This window comes from Kribbella sp. NPDC003557, from assembly GCF_040610805.1.
In the GTDB taxonomy this organism is placed as follows: domain Bacteria; phylum Actinomycetota; class Actinomycetes; order Propionibacteriales; family Kribbellaceae; genus Kribbella.
Genome location: NZ_JBEXMY010000007.1, coordinates 259,002 through 279,722, shown reverse-complemented (window position 1 = coordinate 279,722; position 20,721 = coordinate 259,002). Strand labels below are relative to the sequence as shown.

23 protein-coding genes are annotated in these 20,721 nt (G+C 71.1%); 13 read left to right on the top strand and 10 right to left on the bottom strand.

The features are described 5' to 3' along the window. Positions 1-12: 12 nt before the first annotated feature. The gene (locus tag ABZW60_RS29585) at positions 13-1,236 is read right to left on the bottom strand and encodes a HAMP domain-containing sensor histidine kinase (protein ID WP_355482312.1); all 1,224 of its coding nucleotides are present in this window, start codon (positions 1,234-1,236) and stop codon (positions 13-15) included. Next, on the bottom strand, positions 1,233-1,889 hold the full coding sequence (locus tag ABZW60_RS29580) for a response regulator transcription factor (protein ID WP_355482310.1): 657 nt from the start codon (positions 1,887-1,889) through the stop codon (positions 1,233-1,235). Before ABZW60_RS29580 ends, ABZW60_RS29585 begins: the two co-directional genes overlap by 4 nt. Positions 1,890-1,994: 105 nt before the next feature. Here ABZW60_RS29580 and ABZW60_RS29575 point away from each other — a divergent pair, with 105 nt between their 5' ends. Genes ABZW60_RS29575 through ABZW60_RS29560 form a run of 4 tightly spaced genes read left to right on the top strand, consistent with a single transcriptional unit; the run spans position 1,995 to position 5,480 of the window. Then, positions 1,995-2,504, top strand: coding sequence for a hypothetical protein (locus ABZW60_RS29575; RefSeq protein WP_355482308.1), 510 nt, complete (start codon positions 1,995-1,997; stop codon positions 2,502-2,504). Continuing rightward, entirely contained in the window at positions 2,504-3,556 is a 1,053-nt protein-coding gene (locus ABZW60_RS29570; RefSeq protein WP_355482306.1) for a peptidoglycan-binding domain-containing protein, read from the top strand. Before ABZW60_RS29575 ends, ABZW60_RS29570 begins: the two co-directional genes overlap by 1 nt. Then, positions 3,553-4,218 carry an ABC transporter ATP-binding protein gene (locus ABZW60_RS29565; RefSeq protein ID WP_355482304.1) on the top strand — a complete coding sequence of 222 codons (666 nt, stop codon included), beginning with the start codon at positions 3,553-3,555 and terminating at the stop codon, positions 4,216-4,218. Before ABZW60_RS29570 ends, ABZW60_RS29565 begins: the two co-directional genes overlap by 4 nt. Then, positions 4,215-5,480: an ABC transporter permease gene (locus ABZW60_RS29560; protein ID WP_355482302.1), complete on the top strand. Its 1,266-nt coding sequence runs from the start codon at positions 4,215-4,217 to the stop codon at positions 5,478-5,480. Before ABZW60_RS29565 ends, ABZW60_RS29560 begins: the two co-directional genes overlap by 4 nt. Before the next feature lie 104 nt (positions 5,481-5,584). Here ABZW60_RS29560 and ABZW60_RS29555 read toward each other — a convergent pair whose 3' ends face one another. Continuing rightward, entirely contained in the window at positions 5,585-6,532 is a 948-nt protein-coding gene (locus ABZW60_RS29555) for a complex I subunit 1 family protein (protein WP_355482300.1), read from the bottom strand. Positions 6,533-6,594: 62 nt separating this feature from the next. Here ABZW60_RS29555 and ABZW60_RS29550 point away from each other — a divergent pair, with 62 nt between their 5' ends. After that, positions 6,595-7,788: an NAD(P)H-binding protein gene (locus ABZW60_RS29550; protein ID WP_355482298.1), complete on the top strand. Its 1,194-nt coding sequence runs from the start codon at positions 6,595-6,597 to the stop codon at positions 7,786-7,788. Here ABZW60_RS29550 and ABZW60_RS29545 read toward each other — a convergent pair. From ABZW60_RS29545 to ABZW60_RS29530, 4 genes are all read right to left on the bottom strand, one after another. Next, entirely contained in the window at positions 7,764-8,675 is a 912-nt protein-coding gene (locus ABZW60_RS29545; protein ID WP_355482296.1) for a GNAT family N-acetyltransferase, read from the bottom strand. The two genes, ABZW60_RS29550 and ABZW60_RS29545, sit on opposite strands and share 25 nt — an antisense overlap. A gap of 17 nt (positions 8,676-8,692) precedes the next feature. Beyond that, on the bottom strand, positions 8,693-9,754 hold the full coding sequence (locus ABZW60_RS29540) for an NADH-quinone oxidoreductase subunit C (protein ID WP_355482294.1): 1,062 nt from the start codon (positions 9,752-9,754) through the stop codon (positions 8,693-8,695). After that, on the bottom strand, positions 9,751-10,308 hold the full coding sequence (locus tag ABZW60_RS29535; protein WP_355482292.1) for an NADH-quinone oxidoreductase subunit B family protein: 558 nt from the start codon (positions 10,306-10,308) through the stop codon (positions 9,751-9,753). Before ABZW60_RS29535 ends, ABZW60_RS29540 begins: the two co-directional genes overlap by 4 nt. Positions 10,309-10,482: 174 nt before the next feature. Next, positions 10,483-11,325: an alpha/beta hydrolase gene (locus ABZW60_RS29530; protein ID WP_355482290.1), complete on the bottom strand. Its 843-nt coding sequence runs from the start codon at positions 11,323-11,325 to the stop codon at positions 10,483-10,485. Positions 11,326-11,404: 79 nt separating this feature from the next. Between ABZW60_RS29530 and ABZW60_RS29525 the strand changes: the two genes are divergently transcribed. The 7 genes from ABZW60_RS29525 (at position 11,405) to ABZW60_RS29495 (ending at position 17,951) form a co-directional block, all read left to right on the top strand. Continuing rightward, positions 11,405-12,856 (top strand): cytosine permease, encoded by a 1,452-nt coding sequence (locus ABZW60_RS29525; RefSeq protein WP_355482288.1) that lies wholly within the window; start codon positions 11,405-11,407, stop codon positions 12,854-12,856. Continuing rightward, entirely contained in the window at positions 12,856-13,371 is a 516-nt protein-coding gene (locus ABZW60_RS29520; protein WP_355482286.1) for a cysteine hydrolase, read from the top strand. Before ABZW60_RS29525 ends, ABZW60_RS29520 begins: the two co-directional genes overlap by 1 nt. Beyond that, positions 13,368-14,078: a GntR family transcriptional regulator gene (locus ABZW60_RS29515; RefSeq protein ID WP_355482284.1), complete on the top strand. Its 711-nt coding sequence runs from the start codon at positions 13,368-13,370 to the stop codon at positions 14,076-14,078. Before ABZW60_RS29520 ends, ABZW60_RS29515 begins: the two co-directional genes overlap by 4 nt. A gap of 116 nt (positions 14,079-14,194) precedes the next feature. Beyond that, the gene (locus tag ABZW60_RS29510; protein WP_355482282.1) at positions 14,195-14,353 is read left to right on the top strand and encodes a hypothetical protein; all 159 of its coding nucleotides are present in this window, start codon (positions 14,195-14,197) and stop codon (positions 14,351-14,353) included. A gap of 262 nt (positions 14,354-14,615) precedes the next feature. Continuing rightward, positions 14,616-14,744, top strand: a complete 129-nt coding sequence (locus ABZW60_RS29505; RefSeq protein WP_355482281.1) for a hypothetical protein — start codon at positions 14,616-14,618, stop codon at positions 14,742-14,744. A gap of 13 nt (positions 14,745-14,757) precedes the next feature. Then, a complete protein-coding gene (locus ABZW60_RS29500; protein ID WP_355482279.1) occupies positions 14,758-14,919 on the top strand; it encodes a hypothetical protein in 162 nt (53 codons plus the stop codon). 113 nt (positions 14,920-15,032) lie between these two features. Then, entirely contained in the window at positions 15,033-17,951 is a 2,919-nt protein-coding gene (locus ABZW60_RS29495; RefSeq protein WP_355482277.1) for an AAA family ATPase, read from the top strand. Between the two features lie 37 nt (positions 17,952-17,988). On the opposite strand, the gene ABZW60_RS29490 is transcribed toward ABZW60_RS29495, so the two are convergent. Continuing rightward, the gene (locus ABZW60_RS29490) at positions 17,989-18,210 is read right to left on the bottom strand and encodes a hypothetical protein (RefSeq protein ID WP_355482275.1); all 222 of its coding nucleotides are present in this window, start codon (positions 18,208-18,210) and stop codon (positions 17,989-17,991) included. A gap of 232 nt (positions 18,211-18,442) precedes the next feature. On the opposite strand from ABZW60_RS29490, the gene ABZW60_RS29485 reads away from it, so the two are divergent. Continuing rightward, entirely contained in the window at positions 18,443-19,363 is a 921-nt protein-coding gene (locus ABZW60_RS29485) for an ornithine cyclodeaminase family protein (protein WP_355482273.1), read from the top strand. Here the strand turns inward: ABZW60_RS29485 and ABZW60_RS29480 are convergent. After that, the gene (locus ABZW60_RS29480; protein ID WP_355482271.1) at positions 19,333-19,689 is read right to left on the bottom strand and encodes an NADH-quinone oxidoreductase subunit A; all 357 of its coding nucleotides are present in this window, start codon (positions 19,687-19,689) and stop codon (positions 19,333-19,335) included. The two genes, ABZW60_RS29485 and ABZW60_RS29480, sit on opposite strands and share 31 nt — an antisense overlap. A 10-nt stretch (positions 19,690-19,699) precedes the next feature. Continuing rightward, positions 19,700-20,464: a hypothetical protein gene (locus ABZW60_RS29475; RefSeq protein ID WP_355482269.1), complete on the bottom strand. Its 765-nt coding sequence runs from the start codon at positions 20,462-20,464 to the stop codon at positions 19,700-19,702. Between the last annotated feature and the right edge of the window lie 257 nt (positions 20,465-20,721).

Sequence of the window (20,721 nt, the reverse complement as noted above, 5' to 3'; positions counted from 1 at the left end):
ACACGAACGGCCTCAGCCCGGATCGACAGGCAGCACCACAGTAATTTCCAGCCCGCCTCCGGCGCGGGGTGTGGCGGTAACGGTCCCGCCGTGCGCCTCGGCGACCGACCGGACGATCGACAGGCCCAGGCCGGCGCCCTTCCCACCGACCAGCCGCTCGGCGCCGAGGCGGTAGAAGGGCTTGAACAGGCTCTCGACCTCGTACGGCGGGATCTCGGGGCCGGTGTTCGTCACGGTGACTCGCACCTGGTCGCCGGAGTGCTTGCTGATCACCCGGACCCATTGCTCGTCGCCGGGCACGTTGTGCCGGATGCCGTTCTCGACCAGGTTGTGGACGACCCGTTCGAGCAGGAGTGCGTCGCCCCGCGTCGGTGCGTCGCCGGGACCTCGGATCAGTTCGACGCCGGCCGCGGCCGCCTCGCCGGTGAGCTGGGCGGTCACGTGCGTCACCACGTCCGCGAGATTCACCGGGTAGACCGTCGTCAGCTGCTTCTCCGAGTCGGCCAGGATCAGCAGTCCTTCGATCAGCTGCTCGTGCCGGGCGTTGATCGTCAGCAGGCTCTCGCCCAGTTCCTTCACGTCCGGGGACGCCGTCCGCCGGTGCATCGCGACCTCGACCAGAGCGCGCCCGAGCGTCAACGGCGTCCGCAGCTCGTGCGACGCGTTGGCGACGAATCGCCGCTGGCCGTCGAACGAGTGGTCCAGCCGCTCGACCATCGTGTCGAACGCGTCCGCCAGGTTCTTGACCTCGTCGTCGGGGCCCTGCAGCGCGATCCGCTCGTGCAATGCGGCCGGTGACGCGGCGATCCGGCGTGCCGTGTCGGTGACCCGGTGCAGGGGCGCGAGCACCCGCCCGGCCACCAGCCATCCGAACCCGGCCGCCAGCGCTCCGACCGCGATCAGGGCGACGCCGCCCTGGGTCAGCAGGGATTTGATCGCCGCCTGCCGGACCTGCTCCCGCTGCTGTTCCAGCACGCGTTCCGCATCCGCGCCGGTCAGTACGGCGCCGTCCTTGTTCATCACGTAGACGTCGTTGGGCGGTGGCGCGGGCCTGCCGGCGCCCGGGGACGGGCTCAGGTACGTCCCCTTCACGATCACCCGGTACTGCTGCCCGAGGTTCGCGGTGAACAGCGCGTACGTGACTCCGAGCAGCACGACGCCGGCGGCCATGAACAGTCCGCCGTAGAGCAGTGTCAGCCGGCCGCGCAGCGACAGGTGCTTCAAGGGATTCTTCACGGGATTCGGTAGCCGACGCCGGTGACGGTCTCGACCAGTCCGGGCTCGCCCAGTTTCCGGCGCAGCTTCAGGATCGTCAGTCGTACGGCTCCGGTGAACGGATCCACGTGCTCGTCCCATGCCTTCTCCAGCAGTTGTTCGGCCGACACGGTCGCACCGTCGGCGCGCAGCAGCTCCGCGAGGACAGCGAATTCCTTCTTCGACAACGGCACGTACCGGCCGTCGCGGAACACCTCGTGCCGGGCCGGGTCCAGCGTGACGCCGGCCCGCCGCAGGACCGGCGGATCGGCCGGGCGGCTGCGTCGCCCGAGCGCGAGCACCCGCGCGGCCAGCTCGGCGAACGCGAACGGCTTGGTCAGGTAGTCGTCGGCGCCCAGCCCGAGCCCTTCCACCCGGTCCGTCACCGCGGCCGCCGCGGTCAGCATCAGCACCCGCGTGTCCGAACCGGACGCGACCAACTGCCGGCACACCTCGTCGCCGTGGACGACCGGGATGTCGCGGTCCAGCACCAGGACGTCGTACGCGTTCACCGCCAGCCGTTCCTGCGCCGCGCCGCCGTCCCCGGCCACGTCGACGGCATGTGACTCGTCGCGCAGCCATTCCGCGATCGCTGCCGCCAGCAACGGCTCGTCCTCGACCACCAGTACCCGCACGCACCCCATGATCCCCGACGGCCCTGTTTCCGCCGCGTTTCCGGACTCGGAAACGGCCCGGAAACGGGCCGCCGAGAAAGGTTTCCGGAAACGAGAGGAGCAATGATGCGCAACACCATTCTCGCTGTTTCCGTCCTGGCGGCCGGCCTGATCCTGACCGGGTGCGGGGCCGACGAGCCCGACGCCCAGGTCGCCTCCGGGACCGGAGCGCAGCAGTCGACGGCGCCGAGCAGCGCGCCGGCCGGTCTCAGCCGCGACGAGATGGCGGTCAAGTTCACCCAGTGCCTGCGGGAGAACGGCCTGAACGTGCCGGACCCGGAGCCGGGCAAGGGGCCGATGCTGAAGTTCGACAAGAACTCCGGGGTCACCCAGGAGAAGGTCCAGCAGGCCATGGAGGCGTGCCGGCAGTACGACCCGCAGGCACAGGGCAGCGCGAACCCGCAGCAGCAGGAGAACGGCCGGAAGTACGCCGAGTGCATGCGCAAGAACGGCGTCGAGAAGTTCCCGGACCCGAAGCCGGACCAGCGCGGGATCATGATCGGCCCGGGCGTGGCCGACGACCCGGACTTCCAGAAAGCGCAGGACGCCTGCCAGAGCATTCTGGCGGCGCGCTGATGCGCAAGGCACTCACGGCCGTCGTCGTCCTGGCCGCAGGGGGCGCCGCCAGCGTTTTCCTGGTGAACCGGGGCGACGCCGGCCAGGCACCGAAACCGGCCGCGCAGGCCGTACCGATCAACACCACCAAGGTCACCCAGCAGACCCTGAAGGACACCGAGACCGAAGACGGCCGGCTCGGCTTCGGGACGTCGTCCGCCGCGGTCAACCGGGTCGCCGGCACGGTCACCGCCGTACCTGACAGCGGGCAGGAACTCCGGCGCGGCAACACCGTCTACAGCATCGACAACGTGCCGACCACGTTGCTGTACGGCGCGCTCCCGGCGTACCGCAGGCTGGCGGTCGGGAGCGAAGGGACCGACGTCCTGCAGCTCGAGCAGAACCTGAAGGCGATGGGCTACACCGGGTTCACGGTCGACGACGAGTACACCGACGCGACCGCCGACGCGGTCGAGGAGTGGCAGGAGGATCTCGGGCGGGACGAGACCGGGGTCGTCGAGCTCGGCAGCGTGCTGTTCGCGCCCGGTCACCTGCGGGTGGACAGCGTGCAGGCCGAGGAGGGTTCGCCGCTCGGCCCGAACCAGCCGGTGCTCACCTACACCGGCACCACCCGGGCCGTCACGGTCCAGCTCGACGCGGCCGACCAGCGGCTCGCCACGCGCACCGCCGCGGTCACCGTCGGGCTACCGGACGGAAAGTCGGTCGCCGGAAAGATCCAGAAAGTTTCCACGGTGATCATCCCGGCGGAAAGCCCGGACAAGGATCCGGAGACCAAGGTCGAGGTGATCGTCGCCGTCGCCGACCAGAAAGCGGTGGCCGCGTGGTCGTCCGCGGCGGTCGACGTCACGTTCACCGCGTCGGAGCGCAAGAACGTCCTGACCGTCCCGGTCGCCGCGCTGGTCGCGCTCCGGGAGGGCGGGTTCGGCGTCGAGGTCACGGACGGGACGACGTCGCGGTACGTGCCGGTGAAGACCGGCTTGTTCGCGAGCGGCCAGGTCGAGATCAGCGGCGCCGGTATCACCGCCGGCACCACGGTGGGGATCCCGAAGTGATCGAGCTGACCGAGGTGACCAAGGTGTATCCGGGCGGCGTGCACGCGCTCGGCGGCGTCAGCGTGCGGATCGACCGCGGCGAGCTGGTCGCGATCGTCGGCCCGTCAGGCTCCGGCAAGTCGACGATGCTGAACGTGCTCGGCACACTCGACCGGCCGACGTCCGGCACGGTCCGGATCGACCGGTACGACGTGGCGCGGTTGTCCGACGCCGGGTTGTCCGCGCTGCGGGCGACCCGGATCGGGTTCGTCTTCCAGCAGTTCCACCTCGCCGCCGGCGTCCGCGCGGTCGACAACGTCGCCGACGGGCTGCTCTACTCCGGCCTCCGGCTGTCGGTACGGCGCAAGCGGGCGGCGGCCGCGCTGGAACGGGTGGGGCTCGCGCACCGCCTCGACCACGAGCCGCACGAACTGTCCGGAGGCGAGCGTCAACGGGTCGCCGTCGCCCGGGCCGTCGCCGGCGAACCCGCCGTACTGCTGGCCGACGAGCCGACCGGTGCGCTGGACTCCGCGTCGGGTGCCGGCGTGATGGAGCTCCTGCGCGACCTGCACGCCGCCGGTACCACGGTCGTCGTCATCACCCACGACCGCGACATCGCCGCCGCCCTCCCCCGCCAGATCCGCATGCGCGACGGCCACATCGTCGAGGAGGTGCACGCATGAACGACGACTTTGTGCACCAGATCCGCAAGAGTTCCGACGAAAAGCACGGACGTCGTGCACAAAGTGGCCGGGAACTGAGGCCCGCGGCGCTGGGGCTGCGGGACGTGGTGCGGGTCGGGGCGGTCGGGTTGCGGACCCGGCCGATGCGGGCGTTCCTGTCCGCCCTCGGGATCGCGATCGGGATCGCGGCGATGGTCGCCGTGGTCGGCATCTCGTCGTCCTCGCGGGCCGAGCTCGACGGCCAGCTCGATGCCCTGGGCACCAACCTGCTGACGGTCACGCCGGGCACCCGGCTGACCGGTGAGCAGGCCCAGCTGCCGCTCGCGGCCGAGTCCATGGTCCGCCGGATCCCGCCGGTCCGCGCCGAGTCCGCGATCGGCAAGGTCGACGACACGTCGGTGTACCGGACGAACAAGATCCCCGACGTCGAGACCAACGGCATCATCGCGTACGCCGCCCGGACGAACCTGCTCGACACCATCGGCGCCACGATCCGCAGCGGCAAGTGGATCGACGCCGCCACCGGCTCGTACCCGGCGACCGTCCTCGGCGCCGCCGCGGCGGATCGGCTCGGCATCACCAGGGCCGGGCCGGACACCCAGGTGCTGATCGGCAACACCTGGTTCACCGTGCTCGGCATCCTCGAACCGGCCGCGCTCGCACCGGAGCTGGACAGTGCCGCGCTGATGGGCTGGCCGGCGGCGGGCGACCTGTCCTTCGACGGGCACCCGACCACGATCTACACCCGGTCGGACGACGCCCAGGTGCCCGCGGTCCGATCGGTGCTCGGGGCAACGGCCAACCCGGAGGCGCCGAACGAGGTCGAGGTATCACGCCCGTCCGACGCGCTCGCCGCGAAGCAGGCCGCCGGTCAGGCGTTCACCGGACTCCTGCTCGGGCTGGGCGCCGTCGCGCTGCTGGTCGGCGGCGTCGGGGTCGCGAACATCATGGTGATCTCGGTGCTCGAACGCCGCGCCGAGATCGGTCTGCGCCGTTCACTCGGGGCGACCCGCGGCCAGATCCGGACCCAGTTCCTGACCGAGTCCCTGCTGCTGTCCGCGCTCGGCGGCGTCGGCGGCGCGATCCTCGGATCCGCGGTCACCGCCGCCTACGCGTCGTACCAGAACTGGCTGACGGTGATCCCGGTCTGGGCACTGGCCGGCGGGGTGCTGGCGACGCTAGTGATCGGCGGCCTGGCGGGCCTGTATCCGGCTGTTCGCGCATCGCGCCTGTCCCCGACCGAGGCACTTGCGACGCCCTAGCGGACCCCGGGCACTCACCAACCGCCGCGGCTCACCGACGGCCACGCTCAACCGACCGCCGAGGACCGGCCGAGAGGGCGGTTGGTGAGTGCTGCAGGTCCGCCTCAGAACAGCACGACGCCGACGCCTGTCAGCGCGAGCTGCAGCAGCGCCACCGGCACCAGGCCCTGCCAGGCCAGCTTCTGCAGCTGGTCGGCGCGCATCCGCGGGAACGAGACCCGCACCCAGATCACCACGACCGACACGAGCGCGATCTTCAGCAGCGCCCAGATCCAGCCGATCGACTCCGGCCCCGGCCCGCTCCAGCCGCCGAGGAACAGCACCGTCGTGAGCGCCGCGAGGACGACGATCCCGGCGTACTCGGCGAGCAGGAACATCGCGAACCTCAGCCCGGTGTACTCCGTGTACGGGCCGAAGATCACCTCGGAGTCCGCGACCGGCATGTCGAACGGCGGCCGCTGCAGCTCGGCCAGACCGGCGATGAAGAACACCACCAGACCGGGCAGCTGCCAGAGTAGCCACCACGGATTCCAGGCGTGGCCGATCGCGGTCAGGCTCAACGATCCGGCGGCGACCGCGACACTCGCCGCGGACAGGACGAACGGCAGCTCGTAGCTCATCAGCTGCGCCGCGACCCGGAGGCCGCCGAGCAGGCTGTACTTGTTGCCGCTGCCCCAGCCGGCCATCAGCGATCCGAGGACGCCGATGCTCATCACCGCGAGCACGAAGAACAGGCCGGAGTCGAGGTCGGCGCCGACCAGGCCCGGTGCGAGCGGGATCGCGGCGAGCGCGGCCAGGTACGGCAGGATCGCGACGATCGGCGCCCACTCGAACACCCGCTTGTCGGCGGCGGCCGGGACCACGCTCTCCTTCTGGACGAACTTCACCCCGTCCGCGACCAGCTGCGCCCAGCCGTGGAAGCCGCCGGCGTACATCGGGCCGAGCCGCGACTGCATGTGCGCCATCACCTTGTGCTCGGCCTGCCCGACCAGCAAGGGCGCCACCAGGAAGGCGACCAGGACGCCCACCACCCGCACCACGAACTCCAGCATGCCTGTCAGCCTAGTGCGTCCGACTTGACCTCAACCATCGTTCAGGTCCGAGGGTGGGTCGCATGACCACGATTCTTGTCACCGGAGCCACCGGCCGCGTCGGCCGCCATGTCGTCGACGGGTTGCGCGCCGCGGGCGTCACCGTCCGGGCCCTCGTCCGGACGCCGGACCTCGCCGGTTTCCCGCCGGACGTCGAACTGATCCAGGGCGACATCTACGACCCCACCGCCGTACGCCGGGCCGCGGCCGACGTGGACGCTGCCTTCCTGCTCTGGCCGTCGTTCAGCGCCGAAGGGGCCGCGGCGGTGATCGGCGAACTGCCGCGGCGTGTCGTCTACCTGTCCTCGTTGAGCGCGCCGTCCGGCGGCGTGTGGGCCGATGTCGAGCGGCTGCTGCGGGATGCCGGCAAGGAGTGGACGTTCGTGCGACCGGGCGGGTTCGCGGTCAACGCGCAGAGCTGGGCCACCGAGTTCCGCACAGGTGATGTCGTCCGGGTCGCGTCGCCCGAGGCCGGCCGGTCGTTGATCCACGAGCGCGACATCGCCGCGGTCGCCGTACTCGCATTCCTGGACGACCGGCACATCGGCCGGATCTACGGCCTGACCGGCCCCGAGGTCCTGACCCAGGCAGAGCAGATCCGTACCATCGCGCGGGCCACCGGTAAGGAGATGCGGGTCGAGGCGCTGTCCGACGCGGACGCGCGGCAGGCGATGCTCGACCTCGGCGCCGACCCGATCCTCGCCGACAGCTCGGTCGCCTACTGGGCCTCGCTCGTCGACAACCCCGAGCCCGTCACCACGACCGTCACCGAGCTCACCGGTCGCCCGGCCCTCACGTTCGCCGAGTGGGCCGACGAACACGCCGGCGAGTTCCGCGTCCTGTCCACGGCCGAGGTCGGCAGGCAGTACGTCGACGCGCTGACCACCGGCCGCCTCGACCAGGCCCTCGCCCTCACCGCCCCCGAGGTCGTCCGCGTCGCACCCCTCGAGACCGGCGGCGAGGAGACCGAGATCAAAGGCACCGACGCCATCCTCGAGAACGCCCGCCGCCTGAACGCCGACATCGAATACCTCAACGTCGACGTCCTGGGCCCCCTCCTTCTCGACGACCACTTCGCGGTCCGCTTCACCTTCGACCAACTGAACGTCCGCACCGGCACCCGCTCCCGAACCACCAAACTCTCCCTCTGCACGGTCGAATCCGGCCGAATCACCCGCGAAGAGGTCTTCTACTACACCCCGCCCAGAGGGAGCTGAAGCCAGCCGCCTACGTCGTGGCGGCCGGCGGTGAGGGCGGCGGTGCGGGCGGCTTGGTTGGCGTGGTGGATGGTGCCGATGAGGATGCGGGTGGGGTCGGGGAGGGCCTGGGCGAGGAGGGTGCTCAGGTGCGGGCCGTAGTTGTGGCCGCGGTGTTCGGGGGCGAGGATCAGTTCGCGGACGACGTACGCCGGAAGGCCGAGGGCGTCGTCGGGCTTGATCACCGCGGCGGCGTACCCGGCCCACTCGTCGTTCACCGTGACGTCGTACAGCAGGCCCTCGTCCGCTGACTCCTGCAGGTCGTCGCGGTCCTGGAGGGCTGCCTGCTCCGCGTGGCTCGGGTGGTCGGCGTCGACGGCGGCGTACGCGCGGCGCGCCTCGTCGTAGTGCTCGACGGTCTTCGCCGGGCGGAGCGCGAGGCCGGGTGGTACGTCGTACGGGCGGAGTTCGTGGATCGGGGCGGCGAGGAAGCGGCGGTCGGGGGTGGTGCCGGCGACGGCGGGGGCTGCGCTCCAGAGGCGGACGTACAGCGGGTGGTGGATGCCGTAGTGCTCCTGGGCGGCCGCGGCCAGGGCGGGGAGGTCCGGAGGTTCCGGTGAGCGGGTCATCGGGGTGGCGTCGACGAACGGTTTCGCCGGGTCGAGGTTCTCGAAGCGCATGCTGAACATCGCGTGCAGGTCGTTGCCTATGGCAACCCAGCGGTTGAGCATCGACTCGGCGGGTTTGCCGGGCGCCAGGCGCTGGGCGCGCTGGGCGGCGATGTCCAGGTCCTCGGCCAGCAGGATGTCGAGGGCTGCGTGCTCCTCGGTCAGGATCGCGAGCCGACGCGCGTCGTCCACCCAGGTCCGGGTGAGCGGATGCTGCCGTTCGAGCGTGTACCGCGCCAACACCTCAGCCGAAGGAATCACGAGGACCCAGGCGACGCCCCGTCGCCATCCCCGGCCTCCCGAGGCACCTCACCGGCCGAGTCAGCCGAGTCAGCCGAGCCAGTCGGGCCGGTCGGGCCGGTCGGGCCGGCCGGGCCGGTCGGGTCAGCCGGGTCAGCCGGTGCGGTCGGGCTGGCTGGGCCCGCGGATGCGGCGGCGTCGGCCGGGCCCGCGGATGCGGCGGCGTCGGCCGGGCCCGCGGATGCGGCGGCGTCGGCCGGACCCGCGGATGCGGCGGCGTCGGCCGGACCCGCGGATGCGGCGGCGTCGGCCGGACCCGCGGATGCGGCGGGGTCGGCCGGCGCGGTAGATGCGGCCGGGTCGGTCGGTGTTGTCGGGGTGGGCGGTGTGGGTGTGGTGGGGGTTTGGCGGCGGGTGCGGCGTTCGCCGGGAGGGCCTGAGCGGCGGGGGCGGGCGGGGGTGGCGGCGGCTTCGGCGGGGGCGAGGGGGTCGGGGGTGGGGGACCCGGGTGGGCGGGGGCCCCAGGTCTCGGGGTCGGGGACGCCGGGTGGGAGGGTGCGGCGGCGGCTCGGGGCGCCGGCGGGGGCGTGGTCGGACTCGCCCGGCTCCTTCGCGCCCGGCCACGGCTTCGCGACGCGCGACGCGAGCACGAACTCCTTGCGCAGCGGGTGCCCCTCGAACTCGTCCGGCAGCAGCAGCGTGGTCAGGTTCGGATGCCCGTCGAAGGCGATCCCGAACATCTCGTACGTCTCCCGCTCGTGCCAGTTCGCGCCGGCGTACAGCTCGGACAGCGTCGGAAGTACAGCGTTTTCCCGCGGCACCAGAGTGCGCACCAGCACGTGATCCACGTGTGATCCGCCCCAGAAGTCCGCGAGGTGCGTGACCACCCGGAATCCGTCCTTGAGCTCGTCGGACGCGCTCAGGAAATCGAAGAACGTGAGCCCGACCGCGTCCCGCAGAATCTCGTGCGCCGCGACCCACGCCTCCGGCGGTACGTCGATCGCGGTCGGCCCGAAGCTGTCCGACGCCGTCGCGGCGATCCCGGCGCCCGTGAGCGCCTGGAGTGCGTCCGCGCTCAAGGCTGCACCAGCCCCCGCGTCAACGCCGCGGCCGACGGCTCGTCGTACCGCGAGGTCACGTTCTCGCCGGCGATCTTCTCCTGGAGTTTGAGGATGCCCTGCAGCAACGCCTCCGGCCGCGGCGGGCAGCCGGGCACGTACACGTCCACCGGGATGATCTGGTCGACGCCCTTCGTCACGCAGTACGAGTCCCAGTACGGGCCGCCGGAGTTCGAGCAGGAGCCGAACGAGATCACGTACTTCGGCTCGGGCATCTGGTCGTAGAGCCGCTTGATCGCGGGCGCCATCTTGTCGGTGACGGTGCCCGACACGACCATCAGGTCGGCCTGCCGCGGACCGGGCGCGAACGGGATCACGCCGAGCCGGATGAAGTCGTGCCGACCCATCGACGCCGCGATGAACTCGATCGCGCAGCACGCCAGCCCGAAGTTGAACACCCAGAGCGAGTACTTCCGGCCCCAGTTCAGCAGGTACCGGACCGGCTGCGGGGCGAGCTTCGCCAACGCACCCACCGCCGGCCGCACGGTCGGCATCCCCAGCTCGATCTCGGCCATGGTGTCAGCCTAGGGCATGCCTGACGGCTCAGCGCCGTCGCGAGGAGGTGCTCGGTGCGGTGCATCGGCGTGCGGGGGCGAAGGTCTCGATGCGGAGCATCGTGGTCTTTGCACCCGTGCGGCGAGGTGCCGTGCCGAGTGCCCCGCAGTAGGCGCTGGGCCGTCAGGCATGCCCTACAGTCCGACAATCTCTTCCGCGAGGATCTCCGGGTACTCGAGTGGCGCGTAGTGGCCGACGCCGTCGACCAGACGCAGCCGGACGTCGCTGAAGAAGTCGTCGAGCCGGTCGGACCAGGCCCGCGGGAACAGCGGATCGAACTCCGGCCACAGCACCACGGTCGGCACGGCGATCCGGTCGTACGACGGCGGCGCGGTTTCGGCCGCGGACACGGCCACGGACCCGGCGCCCGCCCGGTACCAGTTGAGCGACGCCGTGAACGCGCCCGGCGCCGAGTACACCGAGACCAGATGGTCCAGGTCCGGCTGGAAGTTCGGCCCGGACCAATGCGTCCAGAAGTGGGTGAGATAGGACCGGACCGCGTCCTCCCGGCCGTCGATCAGCTCCTCGATCACCGGCAGCCGGTGGAACGCCTGGTACCAGAACTCGGCCTGCGCGTGCTCGGAGAACACCCGCTTCCCGATCCCCGGCAGCGGCGGCGCGACCACCATCCCTTCCACCAGGTCGGGACGGCTCCGGGCGATGCCCTGCGCGATCCGGCTGCCGACGTCGTACCCGGCGAGCACCGGCCGATCGAGCCCGAGTTCCTCCACCAGCGCGACGACGCCGCGGGCCTGCGCCTCCATGCCGTACTGCGCGGCGTCGGGCGACAACCCGATCGTCGCACCGAACCCGCGCAGGTCCGGCACCACCACCTCGAGCCCGCGCTCGACCAGCATCGGCGCCAGCAACCGGTAGTCCGTCCGGTCACCGGGCCAGCCGTGCAGGAGCACCACCGCGGGACCTTCGCCCATCCGGTCGTAAGCCAGCCTGAACCCGTCCACTGCCTCGCTCAGCATGGCCCCATTGTTGACCATGCCGCCGGCCGGGCCTACCGTCGTTTGAACAGGACTGAACAGGTCCATCGAAGGAGCCGAGATGACCGACCAGGTCGAGGTGCAGCAGTCCCGTGCGCTCGCGGTGGAGAGCAACGGGTTGAACGTGATCGCGGACGCCGACCGCAAGGGCCGGCCGAGTCAGTTGTTCTGGCCGTGGTTCGGGGCCAACGTGTCGGTGCTCGGCCTGAGCTACGGCGCGTTCGCGCTCGGGTTCGGGATCTCGTTCTGGCAGGCGGTGGTCGCCGGGCTGATCGGGGTGGTGTTCTCGTTCCTGCTCTGCGGGCTGATCGCGCTGGCCGGAAAACGGGGTTCGGCGCCGACCATGGTGCTCAGCCGGGCCGCGTTCGGAATCCGCGGAAACAAGTTGCCGTCACTCGTTTCCTGGTTGCTGACGGTCGGCTGGGAGACCGTGCTGACGATCCTCGCGACGCTCGCCACCGCCACCGTCTTCGAGCGGCTCGGCTGGGGCGGCGGGACGCTGACCAAGGTGATCGCGCTGGTCGTGGTCGGTCTGCTGACGGTTGCCTGCGGCGTCCTCGGGTTCGACCTGATCATGCGGGCGCAGACGATCATCACGGTCGTCACCGGCGTCCTGACGATCGTCTACATCGCGCTCGTCGCCGACCAGATCCACTGGAGCACGGTGTCGGCGCTGCCGAGCGGGTCGGCGCAGGCCGTGATCGGCGCGCTGGTCTTCCTGATGACGGGTTTCGGGCTCGGCTGGGTGAACGCCGCCGCGGACTACTCGCGGTACCTCCCGCGGCAGTCGTCGAGTCGTGGCGTGGTCGGCTGGACGACGTTCGGCGGGTCGCTGGCTCCCGTCGTGCTGCTGGTGTTCGGTCTGCTGCTGGCGGGATCGTCGGAGGACCTGAGCAAGGCGATCGCGGCGGACCCGATCGGGGCGCTGGCGGAGGCGCTGCCGACCTGGTTCCTGGTGCCGTTCGTGATCGTCGCGGTGCTCGGGCTGGTCGGCGGCGCGGTCCTGGACATCTACTCGTCGGGCCTGGCGCTGCTGTCGCTCGGGCTGCCGGTGAAGCGGTACGTCGCGGCGTTCATCGACGGTGTCGTGATGATCGCGGGGACGATCTACGTGGTGTTCTACGGCGGCGAGTTCCTCGCCCAGTTCCAGGGCTTCCTGATCACGCTCGGCGTCCCGATCGCGGCATGGTGCGGGATCATGCTCGCCGACATCGCGTCCCGGCGGCGCGACTACGCCGAGGAGGACCTGTACCGTCCGGCCGGGCGGTACGGCGACGTCCGCCGGCTGCCCGTGGCGACGATGCTCGTTGCCACCGGCATCGGGTGGGGACTGGTCACGAACACGCTGGCGTCGTGGCTGACCTGGCAGGGCTACCTGCTCGGCGCCTTCGGCCTCGGCGGCAAGGACGGCGCGTGGGCGTACGCGAACCTCGGCGTCCTGGTGGCGCTGGTCCTCGGGTTCGTCGTGCAGTGGTTCGGCGGGCGGCCCGCCGTCCGGCGGCAGGAGGCCTGATGGTGCTGGCCCTGATCGACCTGCAGCGGATCTTCGCCGACCCCGCGTCCGGCTGGGCGGCCCCGGATTTCCGGCGGGTCGTGGAGCCGACACGCGAGCTGATCAGGATCTTCTCGCCCGACGTGGTGTTCACCCGGTTCGTCGCGCCGGAACGTCCGTCCGGCGCGTGGATCGGCTACTACGAGGAGTTTCCGTTCGCGCTCCAGCCGCCGGACTCCGAGGACTACCAGCTGGTCGACGAGTTCAAGGGCGCTCCAACTCTCGACAAGACCACGTTCGGCGCCTGGGGCCCGGAGCTGGCCGCGAAGGCGGACGGGCGGTTGGTCCTGGCCGGGGTGTCGACCGACTGCTGCGTGATCAGTACAGCGCTTTCCGCGGTGGACGCCGGCGTCCGGGTCCAGGTGGTCGAGGATGCCTGCGCCGGGTCGACCGCGGAGAACCACGCGAAGGCGATCGACGTCATGCGGCTGTATGCCCCGATGCTCGAGATCGTGAGCGTGGAGCAGTTGCGATGATCCGGCGGGTCTCCCTCAAACACGAGCGGATCGCGCGGGTGCTCGCGCGGGAGATCAAGTCCGGGGTCGTCCGGCGCGGCACCCAGCTGCCCGGTGAGGTCGAGCTGGCGAAACGGTTCTCGGTCAGCCGGAACACGATCCGCGCGGCGCTCGCCGTCCTCGCCGACGACGAGCTGATCGCGACCCGCACCGGCAAGGGCTCGTACGTGCTGTTCGACGGGCGCCCGCTGGACGGGCGGCTCGGGTGGACGCACGCCCTGTCGGAGCAGGGCGTGGAGACCCGGATGCGGACGGTCCGGATCGAGCTCGAGGACGATCCCGCGCTGGCCGCCCGGCTCGGGCTGGAGTCGTCGCGGGTGGTGGCGATCGAGCGGGTCCGGCAGCTCACGGACGGTACGGCGATCTCGCTCGAGCGGAGCCGGGTCCCGGCGCTCGAGTCGCTGCGCGACCTACCCGAGCGCGGCCTCGACCACGGCTCGATCAGCGTCACGCTGAACCGCGCCGGCCTGTACCTCGACCACTGCGAACAACGCCTCCGCGGCCGCCCTCTCACCCCCGTCGAGGCCGGCCACCTGGACCGACCCGACGGCACCTGGTTCCTGCACACCACCCGGACCAGCTGGACCGCGACCGACCAGTTCGCCGAGTACGCCGACGAACTCCTCGACCCCGAACACTACGAACTGAGCCTCACTTACCGGACCTGAGAGCCCGGCCCGGGATGCCTAGGGAGTTGGTTGCCCGGGGCATAGGGAGTTGTGCTGATGTGGGGGGCTGCCTCAGGCGCGCACTGTTCTCGGACAGACAGCAGCCGGAGGAGATCATGTTCGCTTACTCGACCGACGCGGTACGCGCGGAGATGGCGTATCGCCAGGACCGGATCCGCCGCGACTTCCAGCGCCCGTTCTGGTTCCAGCGCAAGCGTGCACCGCAGCCGCCCCAGCCCTGCGCGCCCGAACTGCGGGCCCGTCCCGCGATGTGACCGCACGATCACCGCCCCGAAGCCCCTTCCCACGGCGCGGCCGGCTCTCCGGAGCCGGCCGCGCCACTGTCGTTTTCCGGGCGTTTCCGGCGTCGTTTCCGGGGTCGTTTCCGGCGTCGTTTCCGGGGTCCTAGGACCCCCTAAGACCCCCTAAGGCCGGAGGGCTCGCAGGGATAGGGAGGACTTCCGATGTGCGGGTCCTCCTCAGACGAGCAGATTTACCTCTGTCGGCAGGCAGCCGGCACAGACAACGGAGGAACACATGTACACGAACGCATCGGTCAAGGCCGAGGTCGACTACCGCAGGGAGCGCCTCAGCCGCGACTTCCGGCAGACCCGGAGCACCCGGAGCCGCCGGACCATCAGCCACCTGTTCGGCCGGAAAGCCTGAAGGGAGGGAAACCATGTTGACCATTCCGATCACCCCCGATTCGATGAAGGCGGAGACCGAGTACCGCTTGGAGCGCGCCAAGCGTGACTTCCGGCTCGCGAACCGCCGGCCGCGCCGGGCGCAGGGCACGCAGCCCGAGCCGCGGCACGCCCTCCGACCCCGTCCGGCCGCATGACCGCCGGCACCGCCGTCCCTGATCGAGAAATCGCGATCAGGGACGGCGTTTCTGCGACCGGGAGACAGCACCGGACGGGATGCCGTCGATTTGTGTCGGCGCCAGGGGCGAAGATGGACGACGTGCCCTGGAACTCGACACCTCTCGTCGGCCGCTCGACCGAGATGGCCGCCCTGCTCAGCGCCGTGGACGACGCCAAGACGCGTCGCGCCGGCGCCGTTGTGCTGTCCGGTGACGCCGGCGTCGGCAAGACCCGGCTGCTGGACGAGGTGGCCACCGGCGCGCACGAGCGCGGGTTCGGCGTGCTGGTCGGGCACTGCACCGACTTCGGCGACGCCGGCCTGCCCTACCAGCCGTTCTCGGAGATCTTCGGCCGGCTGGCCGGCGACCGCCCCGACCTCGTCGAGGGCGTGCTGCGGAACTTCCCGGCGATCGGCCGGCTGCTGCCCGCGCACCGCCTGCTGAGCGCCCAGCCGGCGCCGCAGGAGGGCCAGCTCGACCGCGCCGCGCTGTTCGACGCCGTCCTCGGCGCGTTCACCGCGCTCGCCACCAGCGAGCCGCAGCTGGTGATCATCGAGGACGCGCACTGGGCCGACGACTCGACCCGGGACCTGATCGGTTTCCTGATCACCCGCCTGACCTCGCAGCGCCTGGCGCTCGTGGTGTCGTACCGCAGCGACGACCTGCACCGCCGGCACCCGCTGCGCCGCCCGATCGCCGAGTGGTCCCGCAACCCCCGGGTCCGCCGGGTGAACCTGCTCCCCCTCGACGCCGACGAGGCCCGCACGCTGCTGCACTCGCTGCTCAGCAACCCGCTGACGGCCGTCGAGGAGCGCCGCATCCTCGAGCGCGCCGGCGGCAACGCGTTCTTCACCGAGGAGCTCGCCGCCGCGGCCTCGATGGGCGACGGCGACGTCGTGCCGCCCGATCTCGCCGACCTCCTGCTGGTCCGCCTGGATCCGCTGTCCGACGACGCCCGCCAGGTCGCGCGGGTGATCGCGGTCGCCGGCCGCCGGGTCCCGCACACCCTGCTGACGGCGGTCGCGGATCTCCCCGACCGCGAGCTCGACGAGGCGTTGCGCGAGCTGATCGACGCGCACATCATCGACCAGCCCACCAGCGATCGGTATTACTTCCGCCACGCCCTCCTCGCCGAGGCCGTGTACGACGACCTCCTGCCGGGCGAGCGGGTCCGCCTGCACTCGGCGTACGTCCAGGCGCTCAAGGACCAGACCGTCGCGGGGACGGCGGCCGAGCTCGCGGGGCACGCCACGCGCTCGCACAACCTGCCGGTCGCGTTCGAGGCCCGGGTCCGGGCGGGCGAGGAGGCCATCTCGGTGGCCGCGCCGCAGGACGCGTTGAAGCACTACGAGCTCGCCCTGGAGCTGTTCCCGAACCGGGCCGCCGACCACGCGATCGACAAGACGTCGCTGATCGTCCGGACCGCGACCGCGGCGACCCTGTCGTCCCAGCACCTGCGTGCGGTGAAGATCCTGCGCAAGGCTCTCGCCGACCTGCCGCCGGACGCGCCGAAGCTGGAGCGGGCGCAACTACTGCTGCCGCTGGCCGACATCGCCCTGGTGATCGACCAGGACCAGGAGGCCAACGAGGCCATCACGCAGGCGCTCAAACTGGTCCAGGACGAGCCGGCCAGCGTCTTCAAGGCGCAGGTCGCCTCGCTGTACGCACGGGTGTCCGACGCGCTCGGCCGTCCGATGGAGGCGGAGCGCTGGGCGCACAAGGCGCTCGAGATCGCCCGCGACGCCGGCCAGGAGTCCGCGGCCAGCGACGCCGGGATCACGCTGGCGCAGCTGCGTCGCCGGGCCGGTGACCCCGAGACCGCGGTGAAGCAGCTCGAGGAGGCCGCCGTCCGGGCCCAGCTCATCGGCGATCCGGCCGCGGAGGTGCGGAGCCGGTTCCTGGTCGGGTCGACGCACTACGACCAGGGCGACCTGCTGAACGCGAAGGCCGCGTTGTCGTTCGCGACCAAGCGGGCCGGCGAGCTCGGCCGGCAGTGGGCGGCGTACGGGTTCGATGCGCGCCGGATGCTGGCGCTGACCCAGTTCATGCTCGGCGAGTGGGACGCGGCGGCGGCGACCGCCCGGACGGACGCGATGACGCCGGCGGCGGCCGCGGCCGCGCTGCGGGCGGTGGAGTTCTCGGTTCGCGGCGGGCGCGGCGACACCGCGGTCGCGGAGGAGTTCGAGCTGTCCCGGAAGTGGTGGGACCTCGACGTGATGCTGCCGATCATCGGGTTGCAGCCGGCCGTCGACGCGTACCGGGCGCTCGACAAGCCGGCCGAGGCCGAGAAGCTGATCGCCGACGTGTCCGTCTTGTGCGCCGACGTGTTCCAGAGCGAGTGGTTCCTCGGGCGCATCCGGTTCTCGACGCTCGGGCTGCAACTGCTGTGCCACCGCGCGGTCAGCGAGCCGACGGCCGCGGCGGAGCTGGTCGCGCGCGGCGCCGAGCTGGTGTCGCTCGGGCAGTCGACCGCGGAGAAGGGCCTGCCGCCCGGACGCCTGATGGGCGTCGAAGGGCTCGCCTGGCTGGCCCGGCTGGAGTCGGAGTGGGACCGGCTGCGCTGGCTGGCCGGAATCGACGCGCCGACACCGGAGGAGCACGTCGCCTCCTGGCAGCGGACGACCGACGCCTTCGGGTATGGGTACGTGTTCGAGCAGGCCTGGTCAAGGATCCGGTTGTCGGCCGCCCTACGCGCCGCGGGTCGGGTCGGCGAGGCGAACGAGCAGACCGCACTGGCCGCCGAGGTCGGGCGCGAGCTGACCTCCCGTCCGCTCCTGGAGGAGGCCGGTGGCGCCGAGACCGGTGGCGCGAGTGCGCTGACCTCACGCGAGACCGAGGTGCTGCGGTTGCTCGCCGAAGGACGCACGAACCGACAGCTGGCGCGGGAGCTGTACATCTCCGAGAAGACGGTCAGCGTGCACGTGTCCAACATCCTCGCGAAGCTGGGCGTCCGCTCCCGTACGGAGGCGGCAGCCGTGGCTCGCCGCGACGGGTTGCTCGGCGACGACTGACACCACCGGCCGAGGCTGTGGTCAGCCGACGGTGCGGTCAGCCGTGGCTGCGGCGGCGGTCGGGCTGGGGGTACAGGTGGCGGGCGCGGGCCCGGGCCAGCTCGTCACGCTGAGCGGCCGGCTCGGCGGGGGTCGGCGCGGGCCGCTCGAGATCGGTGATGTCGTCGAAGACCTTGCGGGCGTGTCGCATCCGCGCTGCGGCCAGCAGCACGAGCCCGGCCGCCGCCAGTGCCATCACTACCCACAGTTGCCACGACATAGCCTCACCGCCACGTACTCGCCCCGTTCCCCCGAGTAATCACCATAACTCCGATAGCGGCGCTTGGCGACCGGCTGTACGCATTCCGTCAATACCAGCGCTTCAAGCTCACGTTTTGTTGCACGGAGCAAACACAAACGGTGATCGGGCAACGAGTCCGCGCGCCAGAAACTGCAAATACTCTCAGTTATCGACCCCCGCGAGGACAGGGTCGGAGAATATGCTCGGGCCGGTGAGAGTGCTGTCTGCTGACGACGTCCGCCGGGCCGTGCCGATGAGCGCGGCGATCGACGCGGTGCGGGACGCGTTCCGCGAGCTCGCGGAAGGAAACTTCGTGCTGCCGCCGCGGCAGATCTTCGGCGACGGCGCGGTGCTGGTGATGTCGGCGTACCACTCCCCGACCGGCACCGCGGTGGTGAAGAAGATCGGGATCGCGCTGGACCAACTGCCGGCGATCCGCGCGACCGTGATCTGGACCGGCCGCGGCGAGCAACTGGTCGCGGAGGGCAGCTCGATCACGACGTTGCGGACGGGTGCGGTCGTCGGTGTCGCGACCGATCTGCTCGCGCCGTCCGACGCGACCCGTCTGACCGTCATCGGGTCCGGCGCGCAGGCACCGGATCAGGTCCGCGCGGTGCTCGCCGTCCGCCCGATCGCCGACGTCACCGTGACCGGCCGCTCGGCCGACCGCGCCGCGGCGCTGGCAGCTGAGCTTGCGGCCGAGTTCCCCGCCGTGGGGTTCACGTCGAGCACGGACGTCGGCGAGTCGGTCGCGGACGCGCACGTCGTCTGCTGCGCCACCTCGTCGAGTACTCCGCTCTTCACCGCCGACGCCTTGCCCGCCACCGTCCACGTCAACGCGATCGGCGCCTTCCGCCCCACCATGCGCGAACTCCCCCGCGACCTCCTGGCCTCGGCCAGCACGGTCCTCGTCGACCAGCGCGAAGCCGCCCTCGAGGAGTCCGGCGAAATCATCGACGCCGTCGACTCCGGCACGCTCACCACGGCCGACCTGCTCGAGCTGGGCACCGCCCTCGCCGACCCACCCACCCCGACCGGCCGCACGGTCTTCAAATCAGTAGGTATCGGCTGCCAGGACTGGGCGATCGCCGCCGCGCTCGCTCAGGTCCAGCGCAGGATGCCCTTGCGGTAGGCGTACAGGAGGCCGACCGCCACGAAGGCCAGGAAGATGAACATCTCGACCAGCGTGGCGAAGCCGAGGGTGTCGAAGATGGTCGCCCACGGGAAGAGGTAGATCGCGTCCACGGCGAAGATCACGTAGAGGTACGCGAACAGGTAGTACCGGATGTGGACCTGCGCCCAGCCTTCGCCGACCGGGTCGACACCCGACTCGTACGTCTTGAGCTTGCCCTCGGTCGGATACGTGACCGTCAGCGCCTTGTTCAGCGCGAACGCGCCGAGCAGCCCGACGAGGCCGAGCGCGACCACCGCGGCGATGACGCCATAGCTGTCCGACACGGGCAAGAGTCTAGTTGGTGCAGAGCAGCAGGGAGTCGACCGCGACGTACGGGCCGTAGCCGGAGCGGACGTCCGCGACCTGCAGCCGCAACCGCGTCACACCCGAGATGTCGTAGTTCAGCCAGGTCTCGGTCTCCTGCTGCATCCGGACCGACGTCAGCGCCGTCGTCCCGTTGTGCAGCGACACCCGGACCAGCCCGTCGGTGAGGTTGCCGAGCCAGTTCCGCGAGTACCGGCAGCCGGTCGCGTCGACCTCGCCCCACACGTACCCACCCTGGTTCGCCAAGAGGTCGGCCTCGGACCGCCGCGGGCCCTCCGCCGGCGGTACGACGCTGAACTGCGGCTGCCCTACCCCGCCCGCGCGCACCAGGCCCTTCTTGAACATGCCCCGCCACACGTAGTGCTTGAAGCTGATCATCGGCGAGATGGCCGCGGTGTACGGCGCCTGCGGGCCGATCGCGATCCGGTACGTGCGGACCGAGCCGGGCTGCACCGTGGTGATCGTCACGCTGCCGCCCGACGAGTACCCGTGGGCGACCTCCTGCCAGCGCTTCAGGGACGGGACCCACTGGTGCAGCGGAATCCTGGTCCCGGTGGCGGGCGCCGGCGACAGAGTCCCGACGACGGTGATCACGCCCTTGGTCGCGTCGGTGGTCCGGATGCTGTAGATCTTCGCGGTCCGCGCCGGTGAGGTCGACGTGCTCTCCGCCGCGGCGATCGGGGCGACGCAGCCCAGGAGGAGCAAGGACAGCAACCCGATCAGCACACGGCGCATGAAGCAACTCCCTGAAGTCACAACCAGATGACGACACCCTGCCGGTTCTCACTCCGGATCGCAAGCGAGCGCTTGCGCACCGTGACACGTGACCCGTATCGCATCGGCGCGGTCCCTAACACCGCGTCCCAGGCTGTGGACCACCGGGGCTTCCGCATGGTTCCGTACTAAGGGCGAACTAATATTGGGGTTATCGCCCTGGACTGGGGGGATCGACCTGTCGTCCACGAAACGGCAGACCGACCCAAGCTTCGACT

Bases quoted from the DNA above. Each gene is read 5' to 3' on its own strand.
- ABZW60_RS29550 (WP_355482298.1), top strand. From the start codon at position 6,595: ATGACCACGATTCTTGTCACCGGAGCCACCGGCCGCGTCGGCCGCCAT.
- ABZW60_RS29520 (WP_355482286.1), top strand. From the start codon at position 12,856: ATGGTGCTGGCCCTGATCGACCTGCAGCGGATCTTCGCCGACCCCGCG.
- ABZW60_RS29500 (WP_355482279.1), top strand. From the start codon at position 14,758: ATGTTGACCATTCCGATCACCCCCGATTCGATGAAGGCGGAGACCGAG.
- ABZW60_RS29570 (WP_355482306.1), top strand. From the start codon at position 2,504: ATGCGCAAGGCACTCACGGCCGTCGTCGTCCTGGCCGCAGGGGGCGCC.
- ABZW60_RS29475 (WP_355482269.1), bottom strand. From the start codon at position 20,464: ATGCGCCGTGTGCTGATCGGGTTGCTGTCCTTGCTCCTCCTGGGCTGC.
- ABZW60_RS29560 (WP_355482302.1), top strand. From the start codon at position 4,215: ATGAACGACGACTTTGTGCACCAGATCCGCAAGAGTTCCGACGAAAAG.
- ABZW60_RS29515 (WP_355482284.1), top strand. From the start codon at position 13,368: ATGATCCGGCGGGTCTCCCTCAAACACGAGCGGATCGCGCGGGTGCTC.
- ABZW60_RS29510 (WP_355482282.1), top strand. From the start codon at position 14,195: ATGTTCGCTTACTCGACCGACGCGGTACGCGCGGAGATGGCGTATCGC.
- ABZW60_RS29530 (WP_355482290.1), bottom strand. From the start codon at position 11,325: ATGCTGAGCGAGGCAGTGGACGGGTTCAGGCTGGCTTACGACCGGATG.
- ABZW60_RS29575 (WP_355482308.1), top strand. From the start codon at position 1,995: ATGCGCAACACCATTCTCGCTGTTTCCGTCCTGGCGGCCGGCCTGATC.
- ABZW60_RS29495 (WP_355482277.1), top strand. From the start codon at position 15,033: ATGGACGACGTGCCCTGGAACTCGACACCTCTCGTCGGCCGCTCGACC.
- ABZW60_RS29525 (WP_355482288.1), top strand. From the start codon at position 11,405: ATGACCGACCAGGTCGAGGTGCAGCAGTCCCGTGCGCTCGCGGTGGAG.
- ABZW60_RS29535 (WP_355482292.1), bottom strand. From the start codon at position 10,308: ATGGCCGAGATCGAGCTGGGGATGCCGACCGTGCGGCCGGCGGTGGGT.
- ABZW60_RS29505 (WP_355482281.1), top strand. From the start codon at position 14,616: ATGTACACGAACGCATCGGTCAAGGCCGAGGTCGACTACCGCAGGGAG.
- ABZW60_RS29490 (WP_355482275.1), bottom strand. From the start codon at position 18,210: ATGTCGTGGCAACTGTGGGTAGTGATGGCACTGGCGGCGGCCGGGCTC.
- ABZW60_RS29555 (WP_355482300.1), bottom strand. From the start codon at position 6,532: ATGCTGGAGTTCGTGGTGCGGGTGGTGGGCGTCCTGGTCGCCTTCCTG.